We start from the raw sequence: 24,978 nt of genomic DNA, 5'->3' as shown, positions 1-24,978 counted from the left end.
CTCTTGCAAGGCTACGATTAGTCGATAGGCATTCCGCGCTGTCGCCCGATCTCCCAAGAGCGCGGTCGCCGCGCACCGTTGCGGCCAACGGCTGCCCCAACCGCTGTTCGATCACCGGCTTCCAAGGCACCAGCGAAAAGCCCATACCGTCATCGAGCATCGCGTAGTGCCCGCATGGCGAGCATGACGTCTCGTCCATGGTTTCTGACGGCATGGCATCATCGAACTGACGAATTAAAGTTCACTTAAATCGCTATCTGCCTTCCACTGAGGGCTGACTTCTAACAACGGCTTCAGGAAGGTACAAAGTAGAACGGCTGCAAGAAGAGAGGCGGCTACTATCAATGCAAGCCACATAATGACCAATAGAGAGAGTGTGACACTATTATTCAACTCACGAAAAATGCCGAAGGCAAAAGCCGTGTACCAAGACACACCCGAAACTGCACCGGATGCGAGAAACAAGGCAGCTTTCTTGCGGGACACACCAAAGAGCAGCGGCCGACTCATGTCGCGTAGCACCTCTGGCAACACAAAAGCGTGAATGATGATTCCATTGATGGTCAGGACGCTCACCACAATGACCTTCGCCCAGAGTTTAGGGTTTTCAAACTTTTCCGGTGACTCCATCGCGTAAAGGGCAAGGAAACCAAGGCCTGAGAGCCACAGGAGGCATAGTCCAAGAGTGACTGCGCCGCTGATGAAGTGAAAAGTGCGTCCGATTTCAACGGGGAGGCTACCCTTGCGCATCCAGCGCAAGATCCAGAGGTCCAGCATCGTCGCCCCGCCGAGGCCGAAGCACATACCGAGCAGATGTATACCTATAAGGACCGTCAGAACCTTTAGCTGCGGGAATGGCTCAGGCAATGGAACGCTGAACGCAAGTGTGTCCGCGAGCAAGTGACCACTGCTGGAGAACGCAAGTAGACCGCCGGAAATCAGGAGTGACGTTCGTATGTTCATTATTACGACCTTAGGCTCGCGTTCTTATTTGAACGGGTGCGCAGTTTGTTTACTGGAGAATAAGGTCCTTTAATTCTCAACTTTATGGGTGTAAGTGATTTGCCAGGACAACGGTAGCGTCACATCAGCAGGTAGCCCGGGCGTAGGCCCTCAGGAAGGAACCGGTGCTTGAGCATCAATCAAATCCTGGCGCTTCAGCTCCTCCCAAAAGGCTGCTGGGATACCGATCTTCATCGCTTGCACATTGGAAACTACCTGTCCCGGCGAGCGGGCACCCGGAATGATCGCGGATACTTGCGGATGTGCTGCCGCGAACTGCAGGGCGGCAGTATGAATGTCGATGCCATGTTTTCTGGCAACTGCCATGATTCGCGCGCGCTTTTCCACCGCTCCGGCAGGCAGATCCGGGCTGAAGTTATAGCGGCTGCGCCCTCCCAGAAATCCATCGTTCAGTGGTGTTCCAACCACAGCGCTGGTGCCTTTGCTGCTCAACGCCGGAAAGGTGTTGCGCAACGCCTCGCTGTGGTCAAGGAGGGAATACTGGCAGGCAAGCAATACGATGTCGGGAGTCGGGTCATAACCGGCTACTGCCTGAACCACGGCATTCGGCGTGTTGACTCCGAAGCCCCATGCCTTGATGAGGCCCTCGTCACGCATCTTTTCAAGCTCGACCATCGCCCCTGAGCGCGCAATTCGATACGCCGCTTCCCAACCGCCTTCCAGTTCGGTGTTATCTGGCGAGAGGTCATGGATAAAGACGACATCGATACGCGGCAGACCCAGCCGCTGCAGGCTGTCTTCCACGGAACGACGCGCGCCTGCCGCGGTGTAGTCATATCGGTAGTTGAAGGGCGCCGGCGACTTCCAGATAGCATGGTCCGCGCGCGGGCCACCAGCGGCCGTCAATACGCGACCGACCTTGGTGGACACCACATAGTCGTCTGGATTTTTGCCGCGCAGGAAGCGACCCAGGCGATATTCACTCAAGCCAAACCCGTAGAACGGCGAGGTGTCGTAAAGTCTTACACCTGCCTCCCAAGCAGCCTGCAGAACCGAGCTCGCCTGCTCGTCGCTGATCGGCGCAAAGATATTGCCGATCTGCGTCCCGCCCATACCAAAGCGTTGAGGCGTCATGTATCGCATTGCATGCGAGGGTAAATTGACGGGCAGGTCTGCGCGCACGATCCGTCCTTCGGTACGCATCACGCTTCCGGGCTCCGTGAGCGACGAGGGCACCGGGGCAGGAGCCAGCGAACTTGCGACCCCCGATGCTGGCAGCAAAGCGGCTGCAACAGTACCCACTGCCGAATAAGTAAGAAAATCTCGTCTGTCCATCCAACTTTCCTTTCGCGACCAAGGTTTCACGGGATCATCGAAGCCGGTTCATGCACTAGAAGTTAGAACAACGAGGGTTGGCCGAGTGACCCTAATTCGCCATATCTTTTGCACAATCCTGCCGATGCTCTTGTGTTGGTCACGCACTCTCAGCAGACTCGAACATTCCGTAAATTGGGGGGCATGTGATGACGAGCGGTTCCTTCTCGCAGTTCGGTTTCAGCCATGTGCATTCCCTGACCTTGCGCGATCCCGCGCAGCCCACCGAACGCTCCCAGGCGCTCAAGCGGCTTATCGAAAAAGTCACCCTGCAAATTGGCTTGAACGAGGTTTGCACGACGTCGATTCCAGGCTTGAGCTTTTATCGAGTCGCCGAATTAGGTGCGCCCACGTACTGCATTTATGAACCTTGCGTGGCCATTATCCTGCAGGGCGCGAAGGAGATCTCGTTCGGCGAGCAAGCCTGTGAGTTCCGGCAAGGGACGTTTTTCGTCACATCGGTCGATATCCCCACACTGGCTCGCGTGACCGCGGCTAACGAGCAAACCCCCTATTTATCCGTTGTGTTGAAGCTCGATTTTTCCATGCTCAATGAGGTGATCCTGACCCTCGAGCCGCCAAGGCAGGAAATGGCTGCTGAGGCGCGGGGCTTCGTATCCGGTGTGGCGACGAGCGAGATGCTCGATGCGTTCGCTCGACTGGCCACTCTGATCGAACGGCCGCTTGAAGCAGGCTTGATGTCGGGCCTTATCAAGCGGGAGATATACGGCAGGCTGCTGCTCAGTGAAGCGGGGCAGTTGTTGCGCAGCGTCACTCGCGATGGTTACCGGGATAGCGGCATCGTGAGAGCCGTTGAATGGCTGAAGTATCACTACGATAAACCGTTGCAGGTGGCCGACCTCGCCGAACGATCCGGCATGGCCAGCTCCACGCTGCATCACCGCTTTCGCAAGCTGACAGGCACAAGCCCCATTCAGTATCAAAAATCGCTACGGCTGCAAGCCGCGCGCAGCCTGATGTTGACCGAGCGGATAGACGTGAACACCGCCGCGTTGCGAGTCGGCTATGAAAGCGTCGCCCAATTCAGCCGCGAATATGCCCGACGCTTCGGCGCGCCTCCCTCGAGAGACATCAAGCGCGCACGGGAAAAATGAAAGGGGACCGGAGATGACAGCCCTCCGGGCCCTTCGTCTTACAGGTTGATCGGGTTCCGAGTAATGAACCTGACGTCGTCGACGTCGCCACTGAACGAGTTGCGATAGGGCGCCCGGCGCAGGCGGAATGACAGGTTTTTCAACGGTCCGTTCTGGATCACGTAAGCCGCTTCCAGATCGTGCTCCCATTCCCATCAGCGTGTCAGTACCGAGCACTTCATGTACGTAAATGGCATTCGTTAAGTAGTACCTCGCCCCATTGCGGGCAACTGCGTTCTGGCACCAGAGCGAGTTGCTCGTCGGCGAACGCTACTGAAGCGACAGTGCCTGATCCCCTTCGCAGCGATGTCCGCCCCGTGCGATGTCCGTGTCACTACACAAGATGTGTTGCGCACACGCTGACGTTTTGCCAGAGGCTGCGCTAGCCCATTTGTCGGATGGCTTGTATTTCCAAGCGTCTTGGTCGATACCCCGGAATGACAGCAGCACCGTACCGACCCTTTTAAGAGAATAAAAATGAACATCAGGACTATGAACCTCGCTCCCAGGTTTGCCACGTTCTTCTCACTCATTGTCCTGGTGGTTTTTGCTCTAGGCATCGTCGCCCTATTGCAAATGGGGAAGCTTCGAGATTCGGAGCAGGATGTTGAAACCAACTGGATGGCGAGCATTCGCGAGGCCAGCAAGATGCAGACAGGCATTTTGCGCCTGCGCCTTGAAAGTATTCGCATCACCGTGATCACCGACGAACAACAGCGCCAAACCCGCATTGCGGCGTTGAGCGGCTACCGCAGCACGCTGCAGGACGCCGTCAGCCATTACGAACCTCTCATTACGGGGCCGACCGAGCGTGAGCTCTACCTGGCGGTGTCCAACGATGTGCAGCAGTACTTCAAACTGTTGGATGAGCTGGAACCGATGCTGCGCAGTGGTGACAATGCCGCAGCGGTCACCCTGATCAATACCCGCATCAGCCCTATGACCAACGCCCTGCAAGACAAGATGGACAATCTCTCGAACTTCAATGAAGAGGGCGCCAAGCGTGCGGGGCTGGACGCCAAAGCCACCTATAGCAATGGCGTGAGGCTGGTAATTGGCCTGCTGGTGGTAACCGTGGTACTCACCGTGGTGCTGGCTGCTATGCTGACCCGAAGCATCGCGTCGCCCCTCAGCGATGCCCTGGCCGTGGCTGAGCGCATCGCCGGCAGTGACCTTTCCCGAGAGGTCTCGATCAGTGGCGGCGATGAAGCCGGCCGCCTGCTGGCCGCTTTGGCGAAGATGCAGGGTAACCTGCGGGAAACCATCGCCCGCATCGCTGATTCCTCCACCCAACTGGCGTCGGCGTCTGAAGAAATGACCGCAGTGACCGAAGACGCCAGCCGCGGTCTAGTGCGGCAGAACGACGAGGTCAATCAGGCCGCTACCGCGGTGACCGAAATGAGCGCCGCGGTGGACGAGGTGGCACGCAATGCCGAAGCCGCGGCCCAATCTTCCCGCGAATCGATGGAGTTCACCCGTTCGGGTATCGAGAATGTGGCGCAAACCCTCAAAGCCATCGAAGGTCTGGCCAGTAACGTGGCCAGCACCGGTGAACAGGTCAAGGCCTTGTCAGGCAGGGCACAGGACATCAGCAAGGTGGTCGAGGTGATTCGAGCCATTGCCGAGCAGACCAACCTGCTGGCGCTGAACGCGGCCATTGAAGCCGCTCGGGCCGGTGAGCAAGGCCGTGGCTTTGCGGTGGTGGCCGATGAGGTGCGGGCATTGGCCCATCGCACCCAGCAGTCGACGCAGGAAATCGAACAGATGATCAGCGCGATCCAGACCGACTCGACCCACGCGGTGAGCGCCATGAGCGTCAGCGCGCAGATGGCCAGCAGTTCCATCTCGGTGGCGCAGAATGCCGACCTCTCGCTCAAGCAGATCGCCGAGGCCATAGCCCAGATCAACGAACGCAACCTGCTGATCGCCACCGCCTCCGAAGAGCAAGCCCAGGTGGCCCGCGAGGCTGACCAGAACCTGACCAGCATCCGCGAACTGTCAATCCAGAGCTCGGCAGGCGCCAGCCAGACCGCCAGCGCCTGCGGTGAGATGGCCAACCTGGCGATTGAACTCAATCATTTAGTGGCGCGCTTCAAGGTCTGAGTGTAGATGAAGGGCTATACCGCCTGTGGTGGCCGGCTGAAAACGACCCCATGCTGCCGGTTGTGACAGGCAGCAATGGGGCCAATCTCTCTCGTCCGCTGCGTCGGTCGTGGCAGCACATCCTTGAGATAGGCATACGGATCATGCCCATGCATGCGTGCTTAGATATCCAGGCAAATTTTGCCGAAATGCTGGTTGGTTTCCTGATACTTGAACGCTTCGACAATCTCGCTCAAAGGGAAATGACGATCGATAATCGGGCGCATGCCATTAGCATTGATGGCTCGGATCATGTCCTGCTGCTGGCTGCGGCTACCCACCAATACACCCTGCAGACGCACTTGCTTGATCAGTGCCGGTACAAAATTCATTGCACCGCTTACGCCACTCAATATGCCGATGACGGAGATGTGACCAGCAACCCGAACTGCACTCATCGATTGCTCAAGCGTCGCAGGGCCGCCGACTTCGATGATGTGGTCAACACCACGGCCACCCGTTAGCGCGCGTGCAGTTTCGCCCCAGTTGAGGTCTTTGCGGTAATTGATCACATGATCAGCGCCTAGCGCTTTCAGACGTTCAAGTTTTTCATCGCTTGAAGAGGTCGCAATAACGGTAGCACCGGCCATTTTAGCGAACTGCAGGGCGAAAATTGAAACGCCACCAGTGCCTTGGACGAGCACGGTGTCGCCCGGCTTGAGTGAGTCATCGGCCATCAGGGCGCGCCATGCAGTAAGGCCGGCGGTGGTAAGCGTCGACGCTTCAGCATGGCTGTAGCCAATAGGCGCGAGGGTGAACGATGTGGCGTTGGCCGTCACTTGCTCACGAGCGTAGCCGTCAATGCCATCACCTGGCACGCTGACAAAGCCTTCAACCAGGGGGACACCGTCGATCCATTCCGGGAAGAAGGTGCTGACGACCGAGTCACCCACCTTGAATTCAGTGACATCTGGGCCGACAGCAATGACTTCACCCGCACCATCGGCCATGGGGATGCGTTTTTCGCTAGGGCCCCACATACCGCTGACCACCGCGAAGTCGTGGTAGTTGAGCGAGTTGGCATGAAGGCGTACGGTGATTTCGCCACGCGCTGCGGCTCGGACTTCGCTGCTGCCAACCACAACCTTTTCATAGCCGCCACCGGGTTCAACGAAGATAGTTTTGCTGCTCATAGGGGGTTCCTCATATTTTCTCATTACGCGAAATAACGAAATGAAGGTTTAAAAATTACAATTCGATGATCAGCCTGGCCGCAAAGTCATCAATCGCCTGTTCATTGCGCCGGTAGTAAGTCCACTTTCCGATGCGGGTGGCCAGCACGAAGCCTGCACGTTGCAAGATAGCTAAATGTGCGGACGCGGTAGAAGGTGAAAGCCCGGCCTTGTGCTGCAAATGGGTGACGCACACGCCTATCGCAGGATCGCCATGATCCTGAGGGGGGAAATTATTGAGTGGGTCTTTGAGCCACTCCATCATTTGCATGCGAGTGTCATTGCCCAGGGCTTTGAGCTGTTCGAGTATCATGGACGGCAATGTTACGTTTTTTTACGAAATGTTCAATAAGTAATCTATGACCCAGCGCAAAGGATTGAAATCAAAAAACGCTTCCAGCTGAATTGCCCCTGCTTTTTGTGGATGTATTGAACGACTGCTTGTGGCCCAGAGTGTGTAAAAACGCTTCGCCAAGATTGAAGTGCGCGCGGCTACGTTAAATCTGAAATTTATCGGCACGTCAGCAGATGTGGATTTCGCGTAGAAGCGCGATTTTAAGTCCGGTTTTGAGTACCTGTCGCGCTCAAAAACGTTTTTACGCAGCCTCGGCCGGTTGCTGCCTATCGCGAAGGGCAGCAACCGGCCAGAAGCGCCCTTTGTCCAGCCTGCTACGCAGATCTTACAAGGCCTTGCCTTCATCACTGAGTCTTACCGCTTCTGCGACTTTTCCAGCATTAAAACCGATCCGCTCGATAAGTCGGCGTAGCAAGCCTGGCGCTCTCGCCACCAGCCCCTGGCTGCTTGGCACCGTCACTAGGTCACGCCTCTGCTCAATGCACTCCACCAGGGCGGTGACCACCCTCTCCAGCGCTACGAACTGCCAGATCCCCTGATGATTGTTCCAGACCAGGGTGGAAGACGGCCCAGCGATGACTGCCTCCATCATCGGTGTCTGGAAGAAGGTCGGGTGGAGTGATCCGACGCCCACGCCGTGCTGACGAAGCTCCAGGCGCAAGCTGTTACATAGGGCCCAGACTCCAGCCTTGCTGGCGGTGTAGGCTGTATTCAATGGCGAATGAACGAAAGCGGCCATGGACGAGATGGCCAGTAGATAGCCCTGGCGCCCCTTAACGTAGGGCAGGGCAGCGCGGAAGGTGCGGGCCACGCCGTTAAGGTTGATATCGATGACCCGCTCAAACGTGGCTGGATCGATGTACTCCAGGGCAACCACCGAGCTGACGCCAGCGCCGGCGACCACGACATCAATTGCGCCGAAGTGCTGCGCAGCCTTCTTCAAAGCTGTCTCCAGACTCTCAATTGAGCGCACGTTGGCCACCCAACCGGCAGCGACATCAGGCCCACCCAACGCCGCAGCCATAACGCTCAGGCTATCCAGATCAAGATCCAACAAGACCAGCTTCGCGCCTTTGTTGCGCAGTGCCTGTGCGGCGGCCCTGCCGAGCCCCCCTGTGGCGCCGGTGATGGCGATGACGCGGCCGTTCAGCGAGTAGCTTTTCATGTGTGAACCTTATGTAAGTAGTAGGACATCAACTTGGGGTCTGGGTGCGAACGGATTCTTCCAACTCGTGAAGCAATCTTTGCAGGCGGGCATGGCGTGCCAGATGCCAGTCGGTGAAAACGTTGAACAGGCCGCGCATCAGGGAGATGGGCGCCCAGCGAGCCGGTACCACGATGCGCGGCTGGCGCTTTTGCAGACCGCGCACCACGCCACGTGCCACCTTTTCCGGTGCAATCGCCCGACGCAGAAAGGCCGGCAATAGGGCCTCGTTCATCTGGGTGGCGATGGCGTTGCCACCGAAGGCAACCTTGGCAATAGCGGTCGCCGTCCAGCCGGGATAGAGCACGCTGGCGCTGGCCCCGGTCGCACTCAACTCAGCACGCAGCGAGCGGCTCAGCGACTCCACCGCCGCCTTGCTCGCGGCATAGGGCGCGTTGGCCACGCCGTTCAAGTAGGCATAGGTCGACGACGTGACCAGCACCTGACCCCGGTTGCGCACGACTTCCGGCAGTGCGGCGCGCATCGTGTGCCACACCCCAAACAGATCCACTTCAATGATGCGGCGGAACTCCACTTCGTCGCAGGTGCGTAGGGTCGTCGGTATACCTCGCCAGGAGATGCCGGCATTGGCGAAGGCCACATCGAGACGGCCGAAGTGTTCGACTGCCTGCCGCACCACTGTCTTTGCCGCCTCGGCGTCGGTAACGTCGAACGCCAGCGGCAACACGCGTTGGCTATTGAACTCCTGAGCCAGTTGGTCCACCGCCTCCTGCGAGGTATCGGTTAGCACAAGGCTGGCGCCATGCGCATAGAGTTCGCGTGCACTGGCGGCACCGATGCCGCCAGCTGCGCCGGTGATCAGAACCACTTTGCCTTTAAGGTGGTACATATTCTTATCTCTTCGTTGGGATGCTTGGCACGCTGCGCTTGAGGAAGTCGAGTTGATCACCCACCACCTGCTCGAAGGCTTCGCCCACATAAATATCGAAATGCCCATGGGCATAGCGCTTGATCTCATGACGTGGCGCGCGCCGGGCGTGACGCAGCGTCCGCTTCGCCGGTGCCACGCTGTCGGGATCACACACGCAAAACAGCACGGGGACCTGGATACGTGGCGTGCTGTGCCCTGGGTAGTAGCGAATGATGTCCAAGGCAAAGCGCGCAGCGGCCTCTTTGCGGATACGCGCACCCGACGGAATCAGTCCGTTATAGCCACTCCAGGCATCCGGCGATGTCATGAATGCCGTATCGCCAGGTTGACCGGTAAGCGGCACAAGAATGGGCTTGGCGCCGAACCACGAGCCCATGCGGTCGGCCAAGGCCAACACAGTGAGTCGAAGTGACACCAGGGGTTCGGTGGCAAGAAAGGAGCTCAGGCCGTCGGTGAAAGGACATTGGGAGATGACTGCGGTCACCCTGGCATCATCGGCGGCGGTGGCCAGCACATGGCCGCCACCAAACGAGGTGCCCCATATAACAATCCGCTGTGGGTCGACATCCGCGAGGTGGCGAGCGTGATCTATCGCGGCTTTCCAGTCCTTGAGCTGGCGGTTGATATCCAGCAGTTGCCGTGGCTCGCCTTCACTGTCGCCGAAGTGGCGATAGTCGAATACCAAGCAAGCGTAGCCGGCGGCGGAGAAGCGTTCGGCAAAGGCAGGCAGACGCATCTTGCGCGTCCCGCCAAGTCCATGTGCCATCACCACAATCGGGAAAGGTCCGGCGCCCAGTGGGCGATAAAAGTCGGCAACACAACGCGAACCGTTGGAGAAGAACTGGATTGTGGCTGGTGCGAAAAGATCGGTGATCGTGCTCATGAACGGCATCTGCTGGAATGGCTGGAGTGCCGTTATTCTCGACAGCTGCCGCAAGGAAGGCTTGACGGTATCCGACACCCCGCTTGACACTTTGCGCCAAACAACAAAAGGCCAACCAGCCTAAAGAGGCCCGATGAGCCAGCCTTTGTATCGGCGCGTGGTGCCAGAGACCTACGTGCAACTGCTTTATGAATACTTGGAGGCGCTCGGTCATGAGCCCGAGTCGGTACTTGGCCAGCCCTGGCCCACATCTACCCAAGAGGGTGCCGGCGGCGTTAACGTGGAATGCTGGGATCGCTTGTTGGTGAGAGCGGCGCAAGTGTTAGGCGATCCACTGTTAGGACTGCACCTCGGTCAAACCATCAGCGCCCGGCATATCGGTGTGCTCGGATCGGTGCTGCTGGCCTGCGGTAATTTCGGTACAGCTCTGCAACGCTTGGAGCGCTACATTCGCCTGGTGTATGACGTCATTCCCATGACTCGCCGCGACGGCGACGGTTGGTTCGAGCTGGTCTGGGATGTCAGCCAGTATCAGCCCGGCCCCTTGGTGAACGAAGCCGGTATGGTTGCCATCGTGCAGTTCTGCCGTGCCTTGGTGCGCGGCACCGCCAATCCGTTGCGGATCGATTTCAGTCACCCCGGGCCCCTCAACTCCAGCCCGTATGAAGCCTTCTTCGGCTGCCCGGTACGCTTCGGCCAGGTCGAGGCGGTCCTGCGCTTCTCCGCGCAACTGCTTGAGTTGCCCTTAAAAAGCCCCGATCCGGTGCTGGTCTCCCTGTTGGAGCAGCATGCGGATCGCCTGCTGGCACAGTTGCCACAGCAGGAGGAGTTCGTGGAACAGCTGCGCAAGGTCATCACCCATGCCCTGCGCAAAGGTGAGCCGAGCATAGAGCGAATAAGCCCCCAACTGGGCACCTCGTCACGCACGCTACAGCGCCGTCTACAAGAGGCCGGTACCAGCTTTCGTCATGAACTGAACCTGGTCCGCCAGGAACTGGCGCTGTCGTATCTGCGCGATCCGCGCCTGCAAATCGTGGATATCGCCATGCTGCTGGGCTATTCGGAGCACAGCGCCTTTACCCGTGCCTTCAAGGAATGGAATGGAAGATCGCCCCATGAGGCTAGGCAACTGAATTCGCAGCCTTACTGAGCAGGGAGTCCGTGGAGGTAAGGACGCTTTAGGGAGCAGGCCGGTATCTGACAGCCCTGGGCTTCATGCCCTTTATGAGTGGCCGCAGATGGCCGGTTAGCGACCGTCGTTGTGGTGAGTCATCCTTGTTGTTCCAAACGTGGAGCCCCGTCGTGAACATCATCGCTGCCTGCTGCCGTCAACCCGGCTCCGCGCCTCGTCTCGTCGTATAGTGGCACGCCCGGCTGCAGGCGCCGCAAGGGGCCGAAGGCCAGCCCCAGGCTGGCCAGCAGCACATACAACAGGCCTGCCGCGGCAAACAGCAGGCTCAGGCCGCCCACCTTGCCCGTTCCCAACAGCGGCGCCAGCCGGGCTTGCCACTCTCCGGCTGTGCTCATCAATGTGATCGCCCAGCCGTCGGCCAATGCGCCGGCGCCCAGGGCGCCAATGGGCATTGCCAGCAGGCACACCATCTGCCGGGCCGACAAGACCCGGCCGAGGGCGTCGGCGGGCAGGCTGCGTTGCCAGAAGCTTTGGTCGCTGCTGGTGCTCAGGGAAAAACAGCCGAACGCGACGAAGGCGGCCACATACAGCACCACCGGCGAAGCGCTGGCGCCGATGGTCAGGACGGCGGCGCCGAGCAGCAGGTCGGCCAGCAATACAGTGCGGATCAGCCGCACCGGCGGCCGGGCCACCACCCACAGCGAGCCGCCGAGCATGCCCAGGCCACCGCAGGTCATCAGCGTGCCCAGTACCAGCACCGAGTGGCGCTCCAGCACCAGTGGCGACAACAGCGCCGAGGCCAGGCCGAGCATCAAGTGCTCCAGCCCGAGGTAGGCCAGCAACGCCCACAGCGCCGGACGCCCGCGCAGCACAGCCAGGACCACCGACGATCCGCCCTCGGCGCCGACGCGGCCCTGGCCGGTGCCGCGCACGGCGCTGACGAACAGGCCGATCCAGACAAGAACGGTGGCGCATAACAGCACGGCGCCAAGGTCCAGCAACAGCACTCCCGGCACCCCGACGCTGCCGAGCAGCAACGCCGCCAGGGTGGGGGCGATCAGCTGTGGCAAGCCCACCATCAATTGCATCAGGCCATTGGCCCGGCCGATCGCCTGGGGGCTACGCAGAAGTCGCGGGATGGCCGCCTGACACACCAGCATGCGCACCACCAAAGTGCTGGAGTTCACCGCGGCGAAGGCGTACACCTGCCAGCGGTCCAGGGCGTTGGATTCGAACAGCCACCAGAGCGCCAGCGCCGCCGCGCCGCTACAGGCTTCCACGCCCAACAGCAAGGCACGCGCTTCACAGCGGTCCACCAGCCAACCGGCCAGCGGCGCCAGCACCAGTCCGGGCAAGGCTGACAGGGCGATGACCCAGGCGTAGTCGGTGACGCTGCCGTGTTGCTGCAGCAACCAGATCCCCAGGCTGAACGCCGCCAGGGCCGAGCCCAGGGTGGATGCGACCTGGGCGCCCCAGGCCCACAGCCAGGGGCGTAGCGAAGGTTCAATCGCCATGGTTCGGCAGTGCCTCGATCACGGGCCAATGGTGCCGCAGCAAACCGGCGAGGGCCGGCGCCGCGCGGGACTTGAGAATCGACAAATGATTGCAATCCTCGAGCACTTGTCGCCGGCAGTTGGGCGCGAACGCCTCCCAGCGTCGCGCCGGGTCGTCCGGTTCGGTGCTGTGCTGACCAGCCTCGACCAGTACCACGGGCCCTGGGTAGGGCGTTGTTGGCTGGTACTGTGTCGCCAGGTTGGCCTGGAACACCCGCAGCGGCCCGCGCAACGCATCGGCTCGGGCCTGCGCCGGCATCAGCCCGACCGCTTGCATGCTCGCCAGCAGTTGAATGCATTGCTCGTCGACTTCGAGGCTGGCGAGGCGGTCGATGTCCAGGCCCAGGTCGCGCCCGGCATCCATCTCCAGCAAGCCGACGTAACGGGCCAGGGCGTGGCGCGCGTCGCTGGCCAGACGCGGGCCGGGCGCGCGGCTGTCGAGCAGCACCACCGGCGCGACCAACGCGCCCTCGGCCAGCAGCTGACGGGCCACTTCGAAGGCCAGCCAGCCGCCGAACGAATGGCCGAGCAGGTAATACGGGCCATTCGGCTGCTGTCTGCGGATCTCCTTCACATAGGCGCTGGCGGCCGCCTGCACCGTCCCGTGTGGCTCGCTGCGCCCGTCGGAGCCGCGGGCCTGCAGGCCGACCACGTTCAAGTGCCCATCCAGCTGCTGGATCAGCGGCACGAAGCTGGCGACGTTGGCCCCGGCCCCGGGGATCATGAACAGGCAAGGCGCTTGCGCCGCGCCGGTCTGCAAGACAAAGCCGCTACGGCCGCCGCGCGGTTCGTCGACATCCCGTTCGGCCTGGCTCAAGGCCTGCTCCAGCGCCTGGGCCAGGTGTTGCAGCGGCTCGGGGTCACGCATGATCGACCAGTGATCACCCTCAATGCGTTGTTCCACCAGATCGTTGCCCAGCAGAGCCTGCCAATCGGCGCCAAGCCCGTTCGGACTGGACAAGCCCGGCACAGGCGAAGTGGCGCTGAACAAGTGCACCGGCAGGCCCAGGGGCGCCGGCCGGTAGCGGACCATGGCGTTGCGCAGGGTCAGGTTGAGGCGGACGCGACGGTCCAGTGCCTGGCGGTCAAAGCCGCCGGGCAGCCAACCGCGCTCCTGGGCCTTGGTGATCAGTGCATCAAGATCGAGGCCTGCGTACCAGGCGTTCCCCGGCTCCTGGCCGGCCCCATTGCGCCAGTGCTGCGTAAGATAAGCGAGCAACTGTTGGCGCAGTGCGTCATCGTCCAAGTCCAGGGTCACCGGCGCGGCGCGCAGTGCGCCCGGTTGGCTGCTGTCGATCAGGCCGACGAACGCCACCGGACAATCCTCGCCTCGCAGTTGACGGGCCATTTCATAGGCCAGCAGGCCGCCCGCCGACCAGCCGGCGAGCCGATATGGGCCCTGGGGCTGGACCTTGCGCAGTAGCGCGATGTAGCGGCTGGCGAGGGCCTCGTTGCAGATGCCTTGCTCCAGTTCAGCGGCGGCTTGCACCGCGTATATCCCCAGGGCGGGGTCCAGGTAGCGGGCCAGGCGAGTGTAGGGCAGCGCCTCGCCGGTGCCTTCGTGGATGAAGAACAGCGGAGCCCGTTGGTCCGTGCCGGCGCGAATACACAGTAGCGCCTGCTGGTCGACGGCCTGGGCATCCAGGGGCAGCACTTCACGAGCCAGTGCCGCCAGGTCCGCGGCGTTGAACAAGTCGCCCACGGACACGCCAAGGCCTTGTTCGCGCAGGGCGTCGAGCATTTGCACCAGCAGCAGCGAATGCCCGCCGAGGGCAAAGAAATTGTCCTCGCGACCCACCTGCTCGACCCCCAGCAACCGTGCCCAGAGTTGTGCCAGCAGGCTTTCCGTGGCGCCTTGGGGCGCAGCGTAGGGACGCTGCTGCAGGGCGTGCTGGTCAGGCGCGGGCAAGGCGCCGCGGTCGAGCTTGCCATTGGCGGTCAACGGCCATCGTTCCAGTTGCACATAGGCGCCGGGCACCATGTGTGCTGGCAACTGTTCGGCCAGTGCCAACCGCAGCGATGCGGGCTCCAGCTGGCGGCCCGGTTCGGCGAGCAGATAGGCGACCAGCCGCGGATCGCCGGGTTCGTCCTGGCGTGCCAGGACCAGTGCCGAACGCACGTCGTCCAGCGCCGTGAGGCGTGCTTCGATCTCCCCCAGCTCGATGCGGAAGCCGCGCACCTTGACCTGCTGGTCGTTGCGTCCCAGGTAATACAGGGTGCCGTCGCTGCTCCAACGCGCCAGGTCGCCGGTTCTGTAGAGGCGTTCGCCCTCGCCACCGGCAAAACGTGCTGGCAGGAATCGCTCGGCGTCCAGCGCTGGACGGTTGAGATAGCCGCGGGCCAGGCCCGGCCCGGCGACGTGGAGTTCGCCCACCACGCCGCGGGGCACCAGTTCGCCCCGCTCATCGAGCAGATAGACCCGCAGGTCGGGGATCGGCTGGCCGATGGGGGCCAGCCCGGCGTAGCAGTGGACGGCATCGATGGGTTGATAGGTGACATGCACCGTAGTCTCGGTGATGCCGTACATGTTCACCAACTGCGTGCCCCGGCTGTCCGGGCGCTCGAACCAAGGCCGTAGCGCCGCGCCATCGAGGGCCTCGCCGCCGAAGATGATGCAGCGCAGGCGATGGGGTTCGGCGCGGGTCTGCTTCATCCAGGCGTAGAAGGCGCTGGGCGTCTGGTTGAGTACGGTGACGCCGGTCTCCACCAGCAGCCGGTAGAAGTCTCCGGGGCTGCGCGAGGTCAGGTAAGGCACCACCACCAGCCGACCGCCATGCAGCAGCGCGCCCCAGAGCTCCCAGACCGAGAAGTCGAAAGCGTAGGAGTGGAACAGCGTCCAGACGTCTCGTTCATCGAAGCTGAACCAGGCATCGGTGGCGCTGAACAGCCGCAACACCGAGCGGTGCTCGATCATCACGCCCTTAGGCATGCCGGTCGAGCCGGAGGTATAGATGATGTAGGCCAGGTCGCGGTCGCTGGCGTGCGGATCGGCTACCGGATCGGTGCAGGGCAGGTCGCGCCAGGCGCCGCGATCCGGGTCCAGGGAAAGGACTTCGCAACCAGCCGGTACGTGCAGTTCAACCGGCAGATCAGCCAGGGTCAACAGCACCCGCGGCTGGCTGTCGTCCAGCATGAAGTTCAGGCGCTGGGCCGGGTACACCGGATCCAGCGGCACATAAGCGCCGCCAGCCTTGAGGGTCGCGAGAATGGCCATGGGCATGTCGAGGCTGCGTTCGACATGGATTGCCACGCGGCTGTCCGCGCCGACCCCCAGCCCACGCAAGCGATGGGCCAGGCGATTGGCGCGCTCGTTGAGCGCTCGATAACTGAGACGTTGTTCACCGTACTCCACCGCAACGGCATCCGGGCGGCGAGCCGCCTGGGCCTCGAAGCGTTGGTGCAGACGCTCGCCATTGGTCGTGGGGAACGCCACAGCGGGGTTGAAGCCATGGAGCAGCTGCTCGCGTTCGGTTTGGCTGAGCAGGTCGATGTCGGCCACCGATTGGCGGTCGTCCGCGACCATCGCCCGTAGCACCGAGAGCAGCGCCTGCCAGTGGCGAGCCACGGTATCGGCGTCAAACAACGCGGTGGCGTAGTTGAAGCCGCCTTCGATCACACCGTCCACCTCGTGCACATCCAGCGCCAGATCGAACTTGGCCGTGGTCACCGGCGCACCGACGCTTTCCAGATGCAAGCCGTTGCCCAGGTCCAGTTCGCCCGCCGGGGCGTTCTGCCAGGCCAGCATCAGTTGGAACACAGCGCTGTAGGCTTGGGAACGTGGCGGATTGAGCGCCTCGATGACCTGTTCGAACGGCAGGTCCTGGTGCTCCTGGGCGGCCAGCGCCAGGTCCTTGACCCGGGCCAGCAGGGTGTCCACCGTCGGGGCGTCGTCCACTTCGATACACAGCGCCTGGAAGTTCACGAAGAAACCGATCAGCGGCTCCAACTCGACCCGGTTGCGGTTGGCCACCGGAGAACCGATGACCACCCGGTCCTGGCCCGAGAACCGGCTGACCACCACCGCCCAGGCCGTCAGCACGGTCATGTACAGCGTGGTGCCGTGGCGCTGGCCGAGGGCCTTGAGGCCGTGGGTCAGCTCAGCGTCGATGCGCACCGGCAGGCTGGCGCCGGCATAGTCCAGCCGTGCCGGCCGCGGCCGGTCGGTGGGCAGGGCCACGCAGGTCGGTGCGTCCTGCAAATGGCGGGTCCAGTAGGCGCGCTGGCGTTGCAGTTCGTCGCCTTGCAACCAATCGCGCTGCCAGAGGCTGTAGTCACCGTATTGGCGATCCAGGGCCGGCAGTGGATCGACCCGCCCCTGGCTGAACGCTTGATACAGGCGCGAGAACTCATCAGTGAGGATGCCCATGGACCAGCCGTCCGAGACCAGGTGGTGCAGCGTGACGAGGACGACGTGGTCGTCGTGGTCCAGACGCAGCAGGCTGGCGCGGATCGGCCATTGGCGCGTGAGGTCGAACGGCCGAGCGGCTTCCTCGGCGCAGATCGATTGCCAGTCCGCCGCGCCGGAGGCGCTCAGGTCCAGGGTCGTCAGGGCCAGCGCCCGGGGCAAATCGATCACTTGGCGCGCCTGTCCCGCCACACTGACGAAGCGGGTACGCAGGCTTTCATGGCGCGCGACGATGCGGTCCAGCGACCTGCGCAGCGCGCCGATATCCAAGTGCCCGCGCAAACGCAGGCCCGCGGGCATGTTGAAGGCCGCGGTGGAATCCGGGTTGAGCTGCTGGATCAGCCAGAGGTTCTGCTGAGCGAACGACAGCGGCAGCGGCTGACTGCGGTCACTGGCCAGCAGCGGCCCCAGGCGGCTGCGCCCGGCATTGCCCAGGGCGGCGGCGAGCGCGTGCAGGCGCGGCTGGGCGAAGACCGCCGAGAGCGGCATTTCCAGGCCCAGTCGATGGCGCACCTTGGCCAGCAAACGCAACGCCAGCAACGAGTGCCCACCCAGGGCGAAAAAGTCATCGTCACGACCCACTGCCTCGACCCCGAGCAGTTCGCGCCAGATCGCTGCCAGGGTGGTTTCCAGCTCACCTTGGGGCGCGCTGTATTGACCCTGGGCGAACGCATCGGCGGGAGGCGCCGGCAAACGCTGACGGTCGACCTTGCCGTTGGCAGTGATCGGCAGTGCCGGCAGTTGCACGAAGGCACTGGGCAGCATGTATTCGGGCAGACGCTCGCTCAGTTGGCTGCGCAGGGTCAGCGGCGAGAGAGTCTCGCTGGCGCTGTAATAGGCCACCAAGCGCGCCTGACCGCTGTCGCCCGGCAGAACAATCACCACCGATTCGCGCAGGCCGGGCAGCTGGTCGAGGCGACTTTCCACTTCGGCCAGTTCGACCCGGTAACCGCGGATCTTGACCTGGGAATCGTTGCGCCCCAGGTACTGCAGGGTGCCCTCGGCGGTCCAGCGTGCGAGGTCGCCGGTCTTGTACAGTCGCGCGCCGGGGGTGGTGTCGAAAGGGTGCTCGATGAAGCGCTCGGCGGTCAGTTGCGCCCGGTTCAGGTAACCCTGGGCCAGGGCCACGCCGGCGACATGCAGTTCGCCGGCCGTGCCCTGGGGTACCCATTGGCCGGTGCCGTCCAACAGGCACACCTGGGTATTGGCGATTGGCCGGCCGATCACCGGCAGGTCCGGCCAGAGCGCAGGATCACCGGACAGGGTGTGGGTGCAAACCACGTGGGTTTCGGTGGGGCCATAGTGGTTGTGCAGACGGGCCTGGGGATGAGCTTCGAACAGCGCGCGCAGGGCGCCGTTGATGCGCAGTGCTTCGCCGGCGACGATCACATCCCGCAGCATCGGCAACGCCAGTGGCGCCTCGGCCCAACCGTCGGCCAGGGTCGCCAGGGCGATGTAGGGCAGGAACAGTCGCTCGATCCGCGCCTGCGCCAGCCATTGGGGCAGGCCGGCGAGGTCCAGGCGCTGGGTCTCGTCCAGCAGCACCAGGGTGCCTCCGGTGCCCAAGGTGGAGAAGATCTCCTGGAATGCCACGTCGAAGCCCAGCGCGGCGAATTGCAGGGTCCGCGCCGGACCGGGCAGCGCCTGGGCGGCCTGCCAGGCCAACAGGTTGCCCAGGGCCAGGTGGCCCATGGCAACGCCCTTGGGCGTTCCGGTGGAGCCGGAGGTGTACATGACGTAGGCCAGGTCATCCGGCCGCGGCGGCGCCAGTTCCGGCAGGACGGACACCGGACCCACGGTGGCCGCCAGGCGAACCGACAGCGCCGGGCAGTGCTCGCCGAGCCTCAGGGCTTCGACGCGCTGGGCATCCCAGAGCAGCAGGCAGGGTTGGCAATCGTCGACGATAGCCTGCCGGCGGGCGATGGGCTGGCTGGGATCCAGGGGCACGTAGGCCGCGCCGGTCTTGAGCGTAGCCAACAGGGCCAAAATCATTTCCAGGCTGCGGGGCAGGTGGATGGCGATCCGTTGGCCCGGGCCTGCGCCCAGTTCCAGCAGCTGCGCGGCGAGGTGGTTGGCCTGGCGATTGAGTTCGCCATAGCTCAAACCGCGTCCATGCAACTCCACGGCAAGGGCCTCGGGCTGCTGCCGTGCTTGGCGTTCGAACGGCCGATGGACCCAGCCGGCTTCGGAGAACGGCGTCGGGACCGGATTGAGCTGGTGCCACAGGCGCTCGCGCTCCCGGTCGTCCACCAGCGACAGCCGCGCCACCGGCTGGCGGTCGTCCAGGCAGAGTTGGCGCAGCACATGGGCCAGGTAGTCCCAATGCCGTTGCACACTGGCGGGATCGAACAACGCGGTGGCGTAGTTCAGTCCTCCGATGATGCGTCCATCGGCCTCGTACAGCTCCAGGGACAGATCGAACGGCGCGGTGATTTGCTCGCCGGCGACACTGGTCAGGCTCAGGCCATCAAGGTCCAAGGCTCCGCGCGGCGCGTTCTGCCAGGCGAACATGAGTTGGAACACTGGGCTGTGGGCCAAGGTGCGCGGCGGATTGAGTGCTTCCACCACGTGCTCGAACGGCACGTCCTGGTGCGCCTGGGCCCCCAGGGCATGCTCGCGGACCTGGGCCAGCAATTGGCCAACGTCCGGTTCCCCGCGCAGGTCGACGCACAGCGCCTGGGTGTTGACGAAAAAGCCGATCAGAGGCTCGACTTCAGCGCGGGTGCGGTTGGCCACGGGTGTTCCGATCACCACCTGCTCCTGGCCGGCCAGGCGCCCGACTACCACGGCCCAGGCGGCCAACAGCGTCATGTACAGCGAGGTGCCGTGGCGCCGACCCAGTTCCTTGAGCGCGGCGCTGGTGGATTGATCGAGGGCGACCGCCAGGCGCGCGCCACTGAAGTCCTGGCGCGGCGGCCGCGGTCGGTCGCTGGGCAGGTCGATGCGTGCCGGTGCGTCGCGCAGGTGCGCGAGCCAGTAGGCCAACTGTTCGGCACCGCGCTCGCCGGCCAACCACTGGCGTTGCCAGGCGGCATAGTCGGCGTACTGGATCGCCAGGGCCGGCAGCGGATCCGGGGTGCCCCGGCGAAAGGTTTTATAGAGGGCCGACAGTTCGTCCACCAGCACGCCGATGGACCAGCCGTCGGCGATGATGTGGTGCAAGGTCAGGTGCAGCACATGGCGCTGGTCCTGCAGTCGCACCAGTAGCGTCCGCAGCAAGGGCCCTTCGCTCAGGTTGAACGGTTGCGCCGCTTCGCTGGCCAGGGCCGCCCGCAGGCCGGCGTCGTCGTTGGCGTCCAGGGTCAGGCGCGAGGATCCCCAGCGCGGCTCTGGCTCGATGACCTGCCGGACTTCGCCGTCCTGTTCAACGAACCGGGTGCGCAGCACCCCATGGCGCTCGACGATCCGGGTCAGGGCCTGCTCCAGGGCGGCTTCGTCGAGTTCGCCATCCAGGACCAAGGCGCCGCTGATGTGGTAGGCGGCGCTCGCCTGGGCGTCCAGGCGGCTGATGAACCACAGCCGCTGTTGGGCGAACGACAGCGGCCGTTCGGCCGTGTCCGGCAATACCGGGATCGCCGTCAGGGCAGAGCGCGCCGCGCCCGCCATCAGCGGGGCCAGGGCTGCCACGGTCGGGTTCGCGTACAGGGTCGCCAGGGGCAATTCCAGGCCCAGGTGCTGGCGCACCCGCGAGACCCATTGCACCGCCAGCAGTGAATGGCCGCCCAATTCGAAGAAATTGTCGTGCCGGCCGACCCGGGCGACCCCCAGCAGGTCGCGCCAGATGGCGGCCATGAGGGTTTCCTGTTCACCCCGCGGAGCTTCGTAGGCCTGGCTGCTCCAGGCCTCCTCGCCGGGCAGTGGCAGGGCGCCGCGGTCGAGTTTGCCGTTGGGTGTCAGCGGCAGGGCGTCCAGCGGCATGATGACCGCCGGCACCATATAGCCCGGCAGCCGGTTCGCCAGGGCATCGCGCAGGGCCGCCGGCGTCAACGGTCCGTGGCCAGGACTGGCCACGGCGTAAGCCACCAGCGCCGGCTCGCGGCCATTGCGCGGGACCGCCAGGACTGCCGCCGCGGCCACTTGCGGCAGCGCCAACAGGGCGCTTTCGATCTCCCCCAGTTCGATGCGGAAGCCGCGGATTTTCACCTGGAAGTCATTGCGCCCCAGGTAGTGGAGTTGGCCGTGGACGTCCCAGAAGCCCAGGTCGCCGGTGCGGTACAGGCGCGCGCCGGGTTGGTCGCTGAAGGGGTCGGCGAGGAAGCGTTCACGGGTCAGGTCGGGTCGCTGGTGGTAGCCGCGTCCAACGCCTGCACCGCCGATGTACAGCTCGCCCGGTACGCCCACTGGCAACCGCTGCATAGCGTCATCGAGGACGTGTACCTGAGTATTGTCGATGGGGCGGCCGATGTGTGGGACGAAGCCGACTTCGCGGTCCATCGCAGCCCAGGTCGAGTAGACCGTGGTCTCGGTCGGGCCATAGAGGTTGTTGACCTGACGCACGCGGCTCTGCTCGAACAGGCGCTGCACCAGGGTCCGGGGCAGCGCTTCGCCAGCCAGGTTGACGTTCTCCAACGAGTCCCCAAGGGCTTCTGCGCGCAACAGCGCATCGAGGGCCGAGGGCACCGTATTGAGCAGGCTCAGCTCCGGACGCTGGTCGAGCAGGGCGAGGGCGTCGTCCACCAGCTCCAGGGTGCCGCCGCAGGACAGCGGCGCGAAGCATTCGAATACCGACAGATCGAAGTTGATCGAGGTGCTGAACAGGCTCTGGCTGAGCACTTGCGGTGTGAAACTGCCCAGGGCCCAGTCGAGGAAATTGCGCGCGTTGCGGTGTTCGATCATCACCCCCTTGGGTTGTCCGGTGGAGCCGGAGGTGTAGATCATGTAGGCCAGATGCTGGCCTTCCAGGCCCAAGCCCAGGCCCAGCGGCGCGTCGCTGGTCGCGGTTTCGCTGTCGCGCAGCACTTCATCGACGTTCACGCGGTGGCAATCGTCGGCCAGCGCCAGTTCCAAAGGCGCGTCGGCCAGGGTCAGCAGCGCCAGCGGGGCGCTGTCGTCGAGCATGTAGGCCAGGCGCTGCGCCGGATAGGCCGGGTCCAGCGGCACGTAGGCACCGCCGGCCTTGAGCACAGCGAGCAGGGCGACGATCAGTTCCGGAGTGCGGCGCAGATGGATGCCGACCCGCGCCTCAGGTCCGACCCCCAGCGCTTGCAGGTGCCGCGCCAGGTGATTGGCCTGGCGGTCGAGCTCGGCGTAGCTGAGCCGGCGGCCCTTGCAATGCACTGCCAGGGCCTGTGGGGTCTGCCGGGCCTGGGCCTCGAAGCGCTCGTGGAGCAGGGCACGCTGGGGCTGGGGACGCGCAGTGGCGTTGAACCGGGCCAGTTGCGCGAGCTCCGCTGGCGGCAGCACATCCAGGGTCCGGGCCAGACGTTGCGGGCTACTGTCCAGGGCTTGCACCAGGCTGGCGAGGGCTTGTTCCAGAAACCCCCGCGCCCGTTGCGCACCCACCGAACCGGCAATCTGTGCGGTGATGCCAAAGCCCTGGCCGAGGTCGTCCACCGAGAAAGTGAAGGGGTAGTTCGTACGCTCGGCGGTGCTCAGCACCTGCATGCCAGCGACGCTCTGGTGAGGCGTGTCCTCCAGGCTGTAGCGAAAATTCAGCAACGCGCAAAACAGCGGCGTCCCCGCCGGCACGCCACTGCAGCGCTGGGCCAGCGTCAGCGGCGCGTGCTCATGCTCAAGTAGGCCCAGCAGCGCCTGATGGGTGCGCTGCAGGCTGTCGCTTACCGAGGTCTGCGCGAAGCCGACGCGCAGCGGCAAGGTGTTGATGAACACCCCCAAGGCCTGGTCCGCCCCCTCGATCCCCTGCAGACGACCCAGCAACACGGTGCCGAACACCACGTCGGAGCGGCCCGTGGCCTTGCCCAATACCAACGCCATGGCCAGGTGGAACAGGCTGGCGACGCTCACCTGGTGGCGGCGTGCCGTTTGTCGCAGGGCCAGGGCCAGCGTTGGGTCGAGGACGCCCCGGGCTTCGTCCAGGGCTCCGGTGTTCTGCACGTCCAGCAGGCCGAAGGGCGCGGTGGGTTCGCTGATGTCCGCCAGCATGCCTTCGAAAAACCGTTGTTGGCGGGCGCTGTCCTGGCCGTGCCGGGCGTGGGCAACAAAGGCCCGGAACGGCACCGGCTTGCGCAGTTGCGCGGCGCGACCCTGCTGGATCAGCACGATTTCCTCGACCATTCGCTCCAAGGTGGTGTGGTCCAGCACCAGGTGATGGTGCAGCACTTGCAGCAGCCAGCGTTGCCCGGCGGCGTCGAAGGCCTTGACGACCCGCAGCAGGGGCGCCTGGCGGATATCCAGGCGGCGCTGCCGTGGATTGGTGTGCGCCTGCAGTTGGGCGAGGGCGTCGGCCTCGGTGATAGGCAGCACCTCGATGGGCAGTGGCGCGTCACGCCAGACTACCTGCACCGGTTGTTCCAGACCTTCCCAGGCCAGGGCGGTACGCAGGATGTCGTGGCGGGCGATGACCTGTTGCAGCGCCTGGCAAAAACCGTCCAGGCCGGTTTCGTCGTCGAAGGCCAGGGTGGTGTGCAGCAGGTAGGTGTCGCCTTCTTCCTGCAGCAGGTAGTGAAAGAACAAGCCTTCTTGCAAAGGCGCCAGGGGGTAGATGTCCTGCACGTTGGCGGCGCCACCCTCGACCTGGGCCACGATGGCGTCGATCTGCGCCTGGGTCAGTTCCACCAGGGGCAGCAGCTCAGGGACGATACGGCTGCAGCCGGGAGGTATCGTCGCCTGCAGTGATGCAAGTTCAAGACTCGGGACCGCCGAGCGCTGTGCCAGGCAGTCGGCCAGCGCGGCGACACTGGGGGCGCTGAACAGTGTGCGTACATCCAGCGGCCAGCCCTGTACCCGCAGCTGTTCCACCAGTTGCACCGCCAGCAACGAATGCCCGCCGAGGGCGAAGAAGTTGTCCTGCCGACCGACCCGCGGCACCCCGAGGACCTCGGCCCACAGCTCGGCGAGGCGGGTTTCCACTGGCCCTTGGGGCGCTTCGTAGCAGTGCAGGGCGAAATGCTGTTCGTCGGGCTCGGGGAGGGCGTGGCGGTCGAGCTTGCCGTTGGCGGTCAGCGCGAAACCTTCCACCTGGACGAAAGCCGCCGGCAGCATGTAGTCCGGCAGTACTGCCGCCAGGCGGGCGCGCAGGGCGTTGGGCGCTTGTGCCTTGGTGGCGCTGAAGTAGGCCAGCAGGCGCTGCTGGGCATCGGCCAGCACCACCGCCTCGCTGATCCCCGGCAGGGCCTTGAGCTGGGCTTCGATTTCCCCCAACTCGATGCGAAAGCCACGGATCTTCACCTGGAAATCATTGCGGCCCAGGAACAGCAGCACGCCGTCGGCGCGCCAGCGCACCAGGTCGCCGGTGCGGTACAAGCGTGCCCCGGGCACCTGGCTGAAGGGGTTGGCGACGAAGCGTTCTGCGCTCAGTCGGGGTTGGTTCAGGTACCCCAGGGCGAGCCCATCACCACCGACGTAGAGCTCGCCGGCCACTCCAATCGGCACCGGGCGGCGCTGTTCATCCAACACATAGACCTGGGTGTTGCCCACGGGCCGGCCGATGGGAATGTCACCGGCCAACGCGTCCTCGAGGGTGATGGCGTGAGTGGTGGTGAAGGTGGTGTTTTCCGTCGGGCCGTAGCCGTTGAGCAAGTGTTTGGGCGGCGAATGGCGCAGGACCTTTTCGATGCGCCGCGGATCGAG

General features: G+C 63.7%; 12 protein-coding genes and 4 pseudogenes. 4 read left to right on the top strand and 12 right to left on the bottom strand.

Annotation, left to right across the window (positions count from 1 at the left end):
- Positions 1-17: 17 nt before the first annotated feature.
- The 3 genes and pseudogenes from BLP82_RS24590 to BLP82_RS24580 form a co-directional block, all read right to left on the bottom strand.
- Positions 18-172, bottom strand: a pseudogene (locus BLP82_RS24590) (DUF3363 domain-containing protein); the annotation flags it as partial.
- 62 nt (positions 173-234) lie between these two features.
- Entirely contained in the window at positions 235-963 is a 729-nt protein-coding gene (locus tag BLP82_RS24585) for a hypothetical protein (RefSeq protein ID WP_170842373.1), read from the bottom strand.
- A gap of 150 nt (positions 964-1,113) precedes the next feature.
- Positions 1,114-2,298, bottom strand: coding sequence for an aldo/keto reductase (locus BLP82_RS24580; RefSeq protein ID WP_092174201.1), 1,185 nt, complete (start codon positions 2,296-2,298; stop codon positions 1,114-1,116).
- A gap of 188 nt (positions 2,299-2,486) precedes the next feature.
- Here BLP82_RS24580 and BLP82_RS24575 point away from each other — a divergent pair, with 188 nt between their 5' ends.
- Positions 2,487-3,452, top strand: a complete 966-nt coding sequence (locus BLP82_RS24575) for an AraC family transcriptional regulator (protein WP_170842372.1) — start codon at positions 2,487-2,489, stop codon at positions 3,450-3,452.
- 38 nt (positions 3,453-3,490) lie between these two features.
- Here the strand turns inward: BLP82_RS24575 and BLP82_RS24570 are convergent.
- Positions 3,491-3,631 (bottom strand): annotated as a pseudogene (locus tag BLP82_RS24570) (OprD family outer membrane porin); the annotation flags it as partial.
- Between the two features lie 337 nt (positions 3,632-3,968).
- Here BLP82_RS24570 and BLP82_RS32170 point away from each other — a divergent pair.
- Both BLP82_RS32170 and BLP82_RS32165 read left to right on the top strand, forming a co-directional pair.
- Positions 3,969-4,739 (top strand): annotated as a pseudogene (locus tag BLP82_RS32170) (MCP four helix bundle domain-containing protein); the annotation flags it as partial.
- The gene (locus BLP82_RS32165; RefSeq protein ID WP_371914149.1) at positions 4,731-5,594 is read left to right on the top strand and encodes a methyl-accepting chemotaxis protein; all 864 of its coding nucleotides are present in this window, start codon (positions 4,731-4,733) and stop codon (positions 5,592-5,594) included. The pseudogene BLP82_RS32170 and the gene BLP82_RS32165, both read left to right, overlap by 9 nt.
- 14 nt (positions 5,595-5,608) lie before the next feature.
- On the opposite strand, the pseudogene BLP82_RS30870 reads toward BLP82_RS32165, so the two are convergent.
- From BLP82_RS30870 to BLP82_RS24540, 6 genes and pseudogenes are all read right to left on the bottom strand, one after another.
- Positions 5,609-5,755, bottom strand: a pseudogene (locus BLP82_RS30870) (transposase domain-containing protein); the annotation flags it as partial.
- Complete coding sequence (locus tag BLP82_RS24560; RefSeq protein WP_092174195.1) at positions 5,756-6,766, bottom strand: zinc-dependent alcohol dehydrogenase family protein; 1,011 nt, start codon at positions 6,764-6,766, stop codon at positions 5,756-5,758. It abuts the pseudogene before it with no gap.
- Positions 6,767-6,821: 55 nt separating this feature from the next.
- Positions 6,822-7,118, bottom strand: coding sequence for an ArsR/SmtB family transcription factor (locus tag BLP82_RS24555; protein WP_092174193.1), 297 nt, complete (start codon positions 7,116-7,118; stop codon positions 6,822-6,824).
- Positions 7,119-7,485: 367 nt separating this feature from the next.
- Positions 7,486-8,325 carry an SDR family NAD(P)-dependent oxidoreductase gene (locus tag BLP82_RS24550; RefSeq protein WP_092174190.1) on the bottom strand — a complete coding sequence of 280 codons (840 nt, stop codon included), beginning with the start codon at positions 8,323-8,325 and terminating at the stop codon, positions 7,486-7,488.
- Positions 8,326-8,353: 28 nt separating this feature from the next.
- Complete coding sequence (locus tag BLP82_RS24545; RefSeq protein ID WP_092174187.1) at positions 8,354-9,214, bottom strand: SDR family NAD(P)-dependent oxidoreductase; 861 nt, start codon at positions 9,212-9,214, stop codon at positions 8,354-8,356.
- Between the two features lie 4 nt (positions 9,215-9,218).
- Complete coding sequence (locus tag BLP82_RS24540) at positions 9,219-10,139, bottom strand: alpha/beta hydrolase (protein ID WP_092174320.1); 921 nt, start codon at positions 10,137-10,139, stop codon at positions 9,219-9,221.
- 133 nt (positions 10,140-10,272) lie between these two features.
- Here BLP82_RS24540 and BLP82_RS24535 point away from each other — a divergent pair, with 133 nt between their 5' ends.
- Positions 10,273-11,289: an AraC family transcriptional regulator gene (locus BLP82_RS24535; protein ID WP_092174185.1), complete on the top strand. Its 1,017-nt coding sequence runs from the start codon at positions 10,273-10,275 to the stop codon at positions 11,287-11,289.
- A 119-nt stretch (positions 11,290-11,408) separates the two neighbouring features.
- Here BLP82_RS24535 and BLP82_RS24530 read toward each other — a convergent pair whose 3' ends face one another.
- Together BLP82_RS24530 and BLP82_RS24525 are read right to left on the bottom strand one after the other, a co-directional pair.
- Entirely contained in the window at positions 11,409-12,785 is a 1,377-nt protein-coding gene (locus tag BLP82_RS24530) for an MFS transporter (RefSeq protein ID WP_092174182.1), read from the bottom strand.
- Entirely contained in the window at positions 12,775-24,963 is a 12,189-nt protein-coding gene (locus BLP82_RS24525; protein WP_371914148.1) for a non-ribosomal peptide synthetase, read from the bottom strand. The genes BLP82_RS24530 and BLP82_RS24525 overlap by 11 nt, the downstream gene beginning before the upstream one ends.
- Positions 24,964-24,978: the final 15 nt, after the last annotated feature.

The sequence above is a fragment of the Pseudomonas sp. NFACC37-1 genome, from assembly GCF_900101575.1.
Lineage (GTDB): Bacteria > Pseudomonadota > Gammaproteobacteria > Pseudomonadales > Pseudomonadaceae > Aquipseudomonas > Aquipseudomonas fluorescens_AA.
Note: the sequence above shows the minus strand (reverse complement) of the source record. Positions and strands in the feature narration are given on the sequence as shown.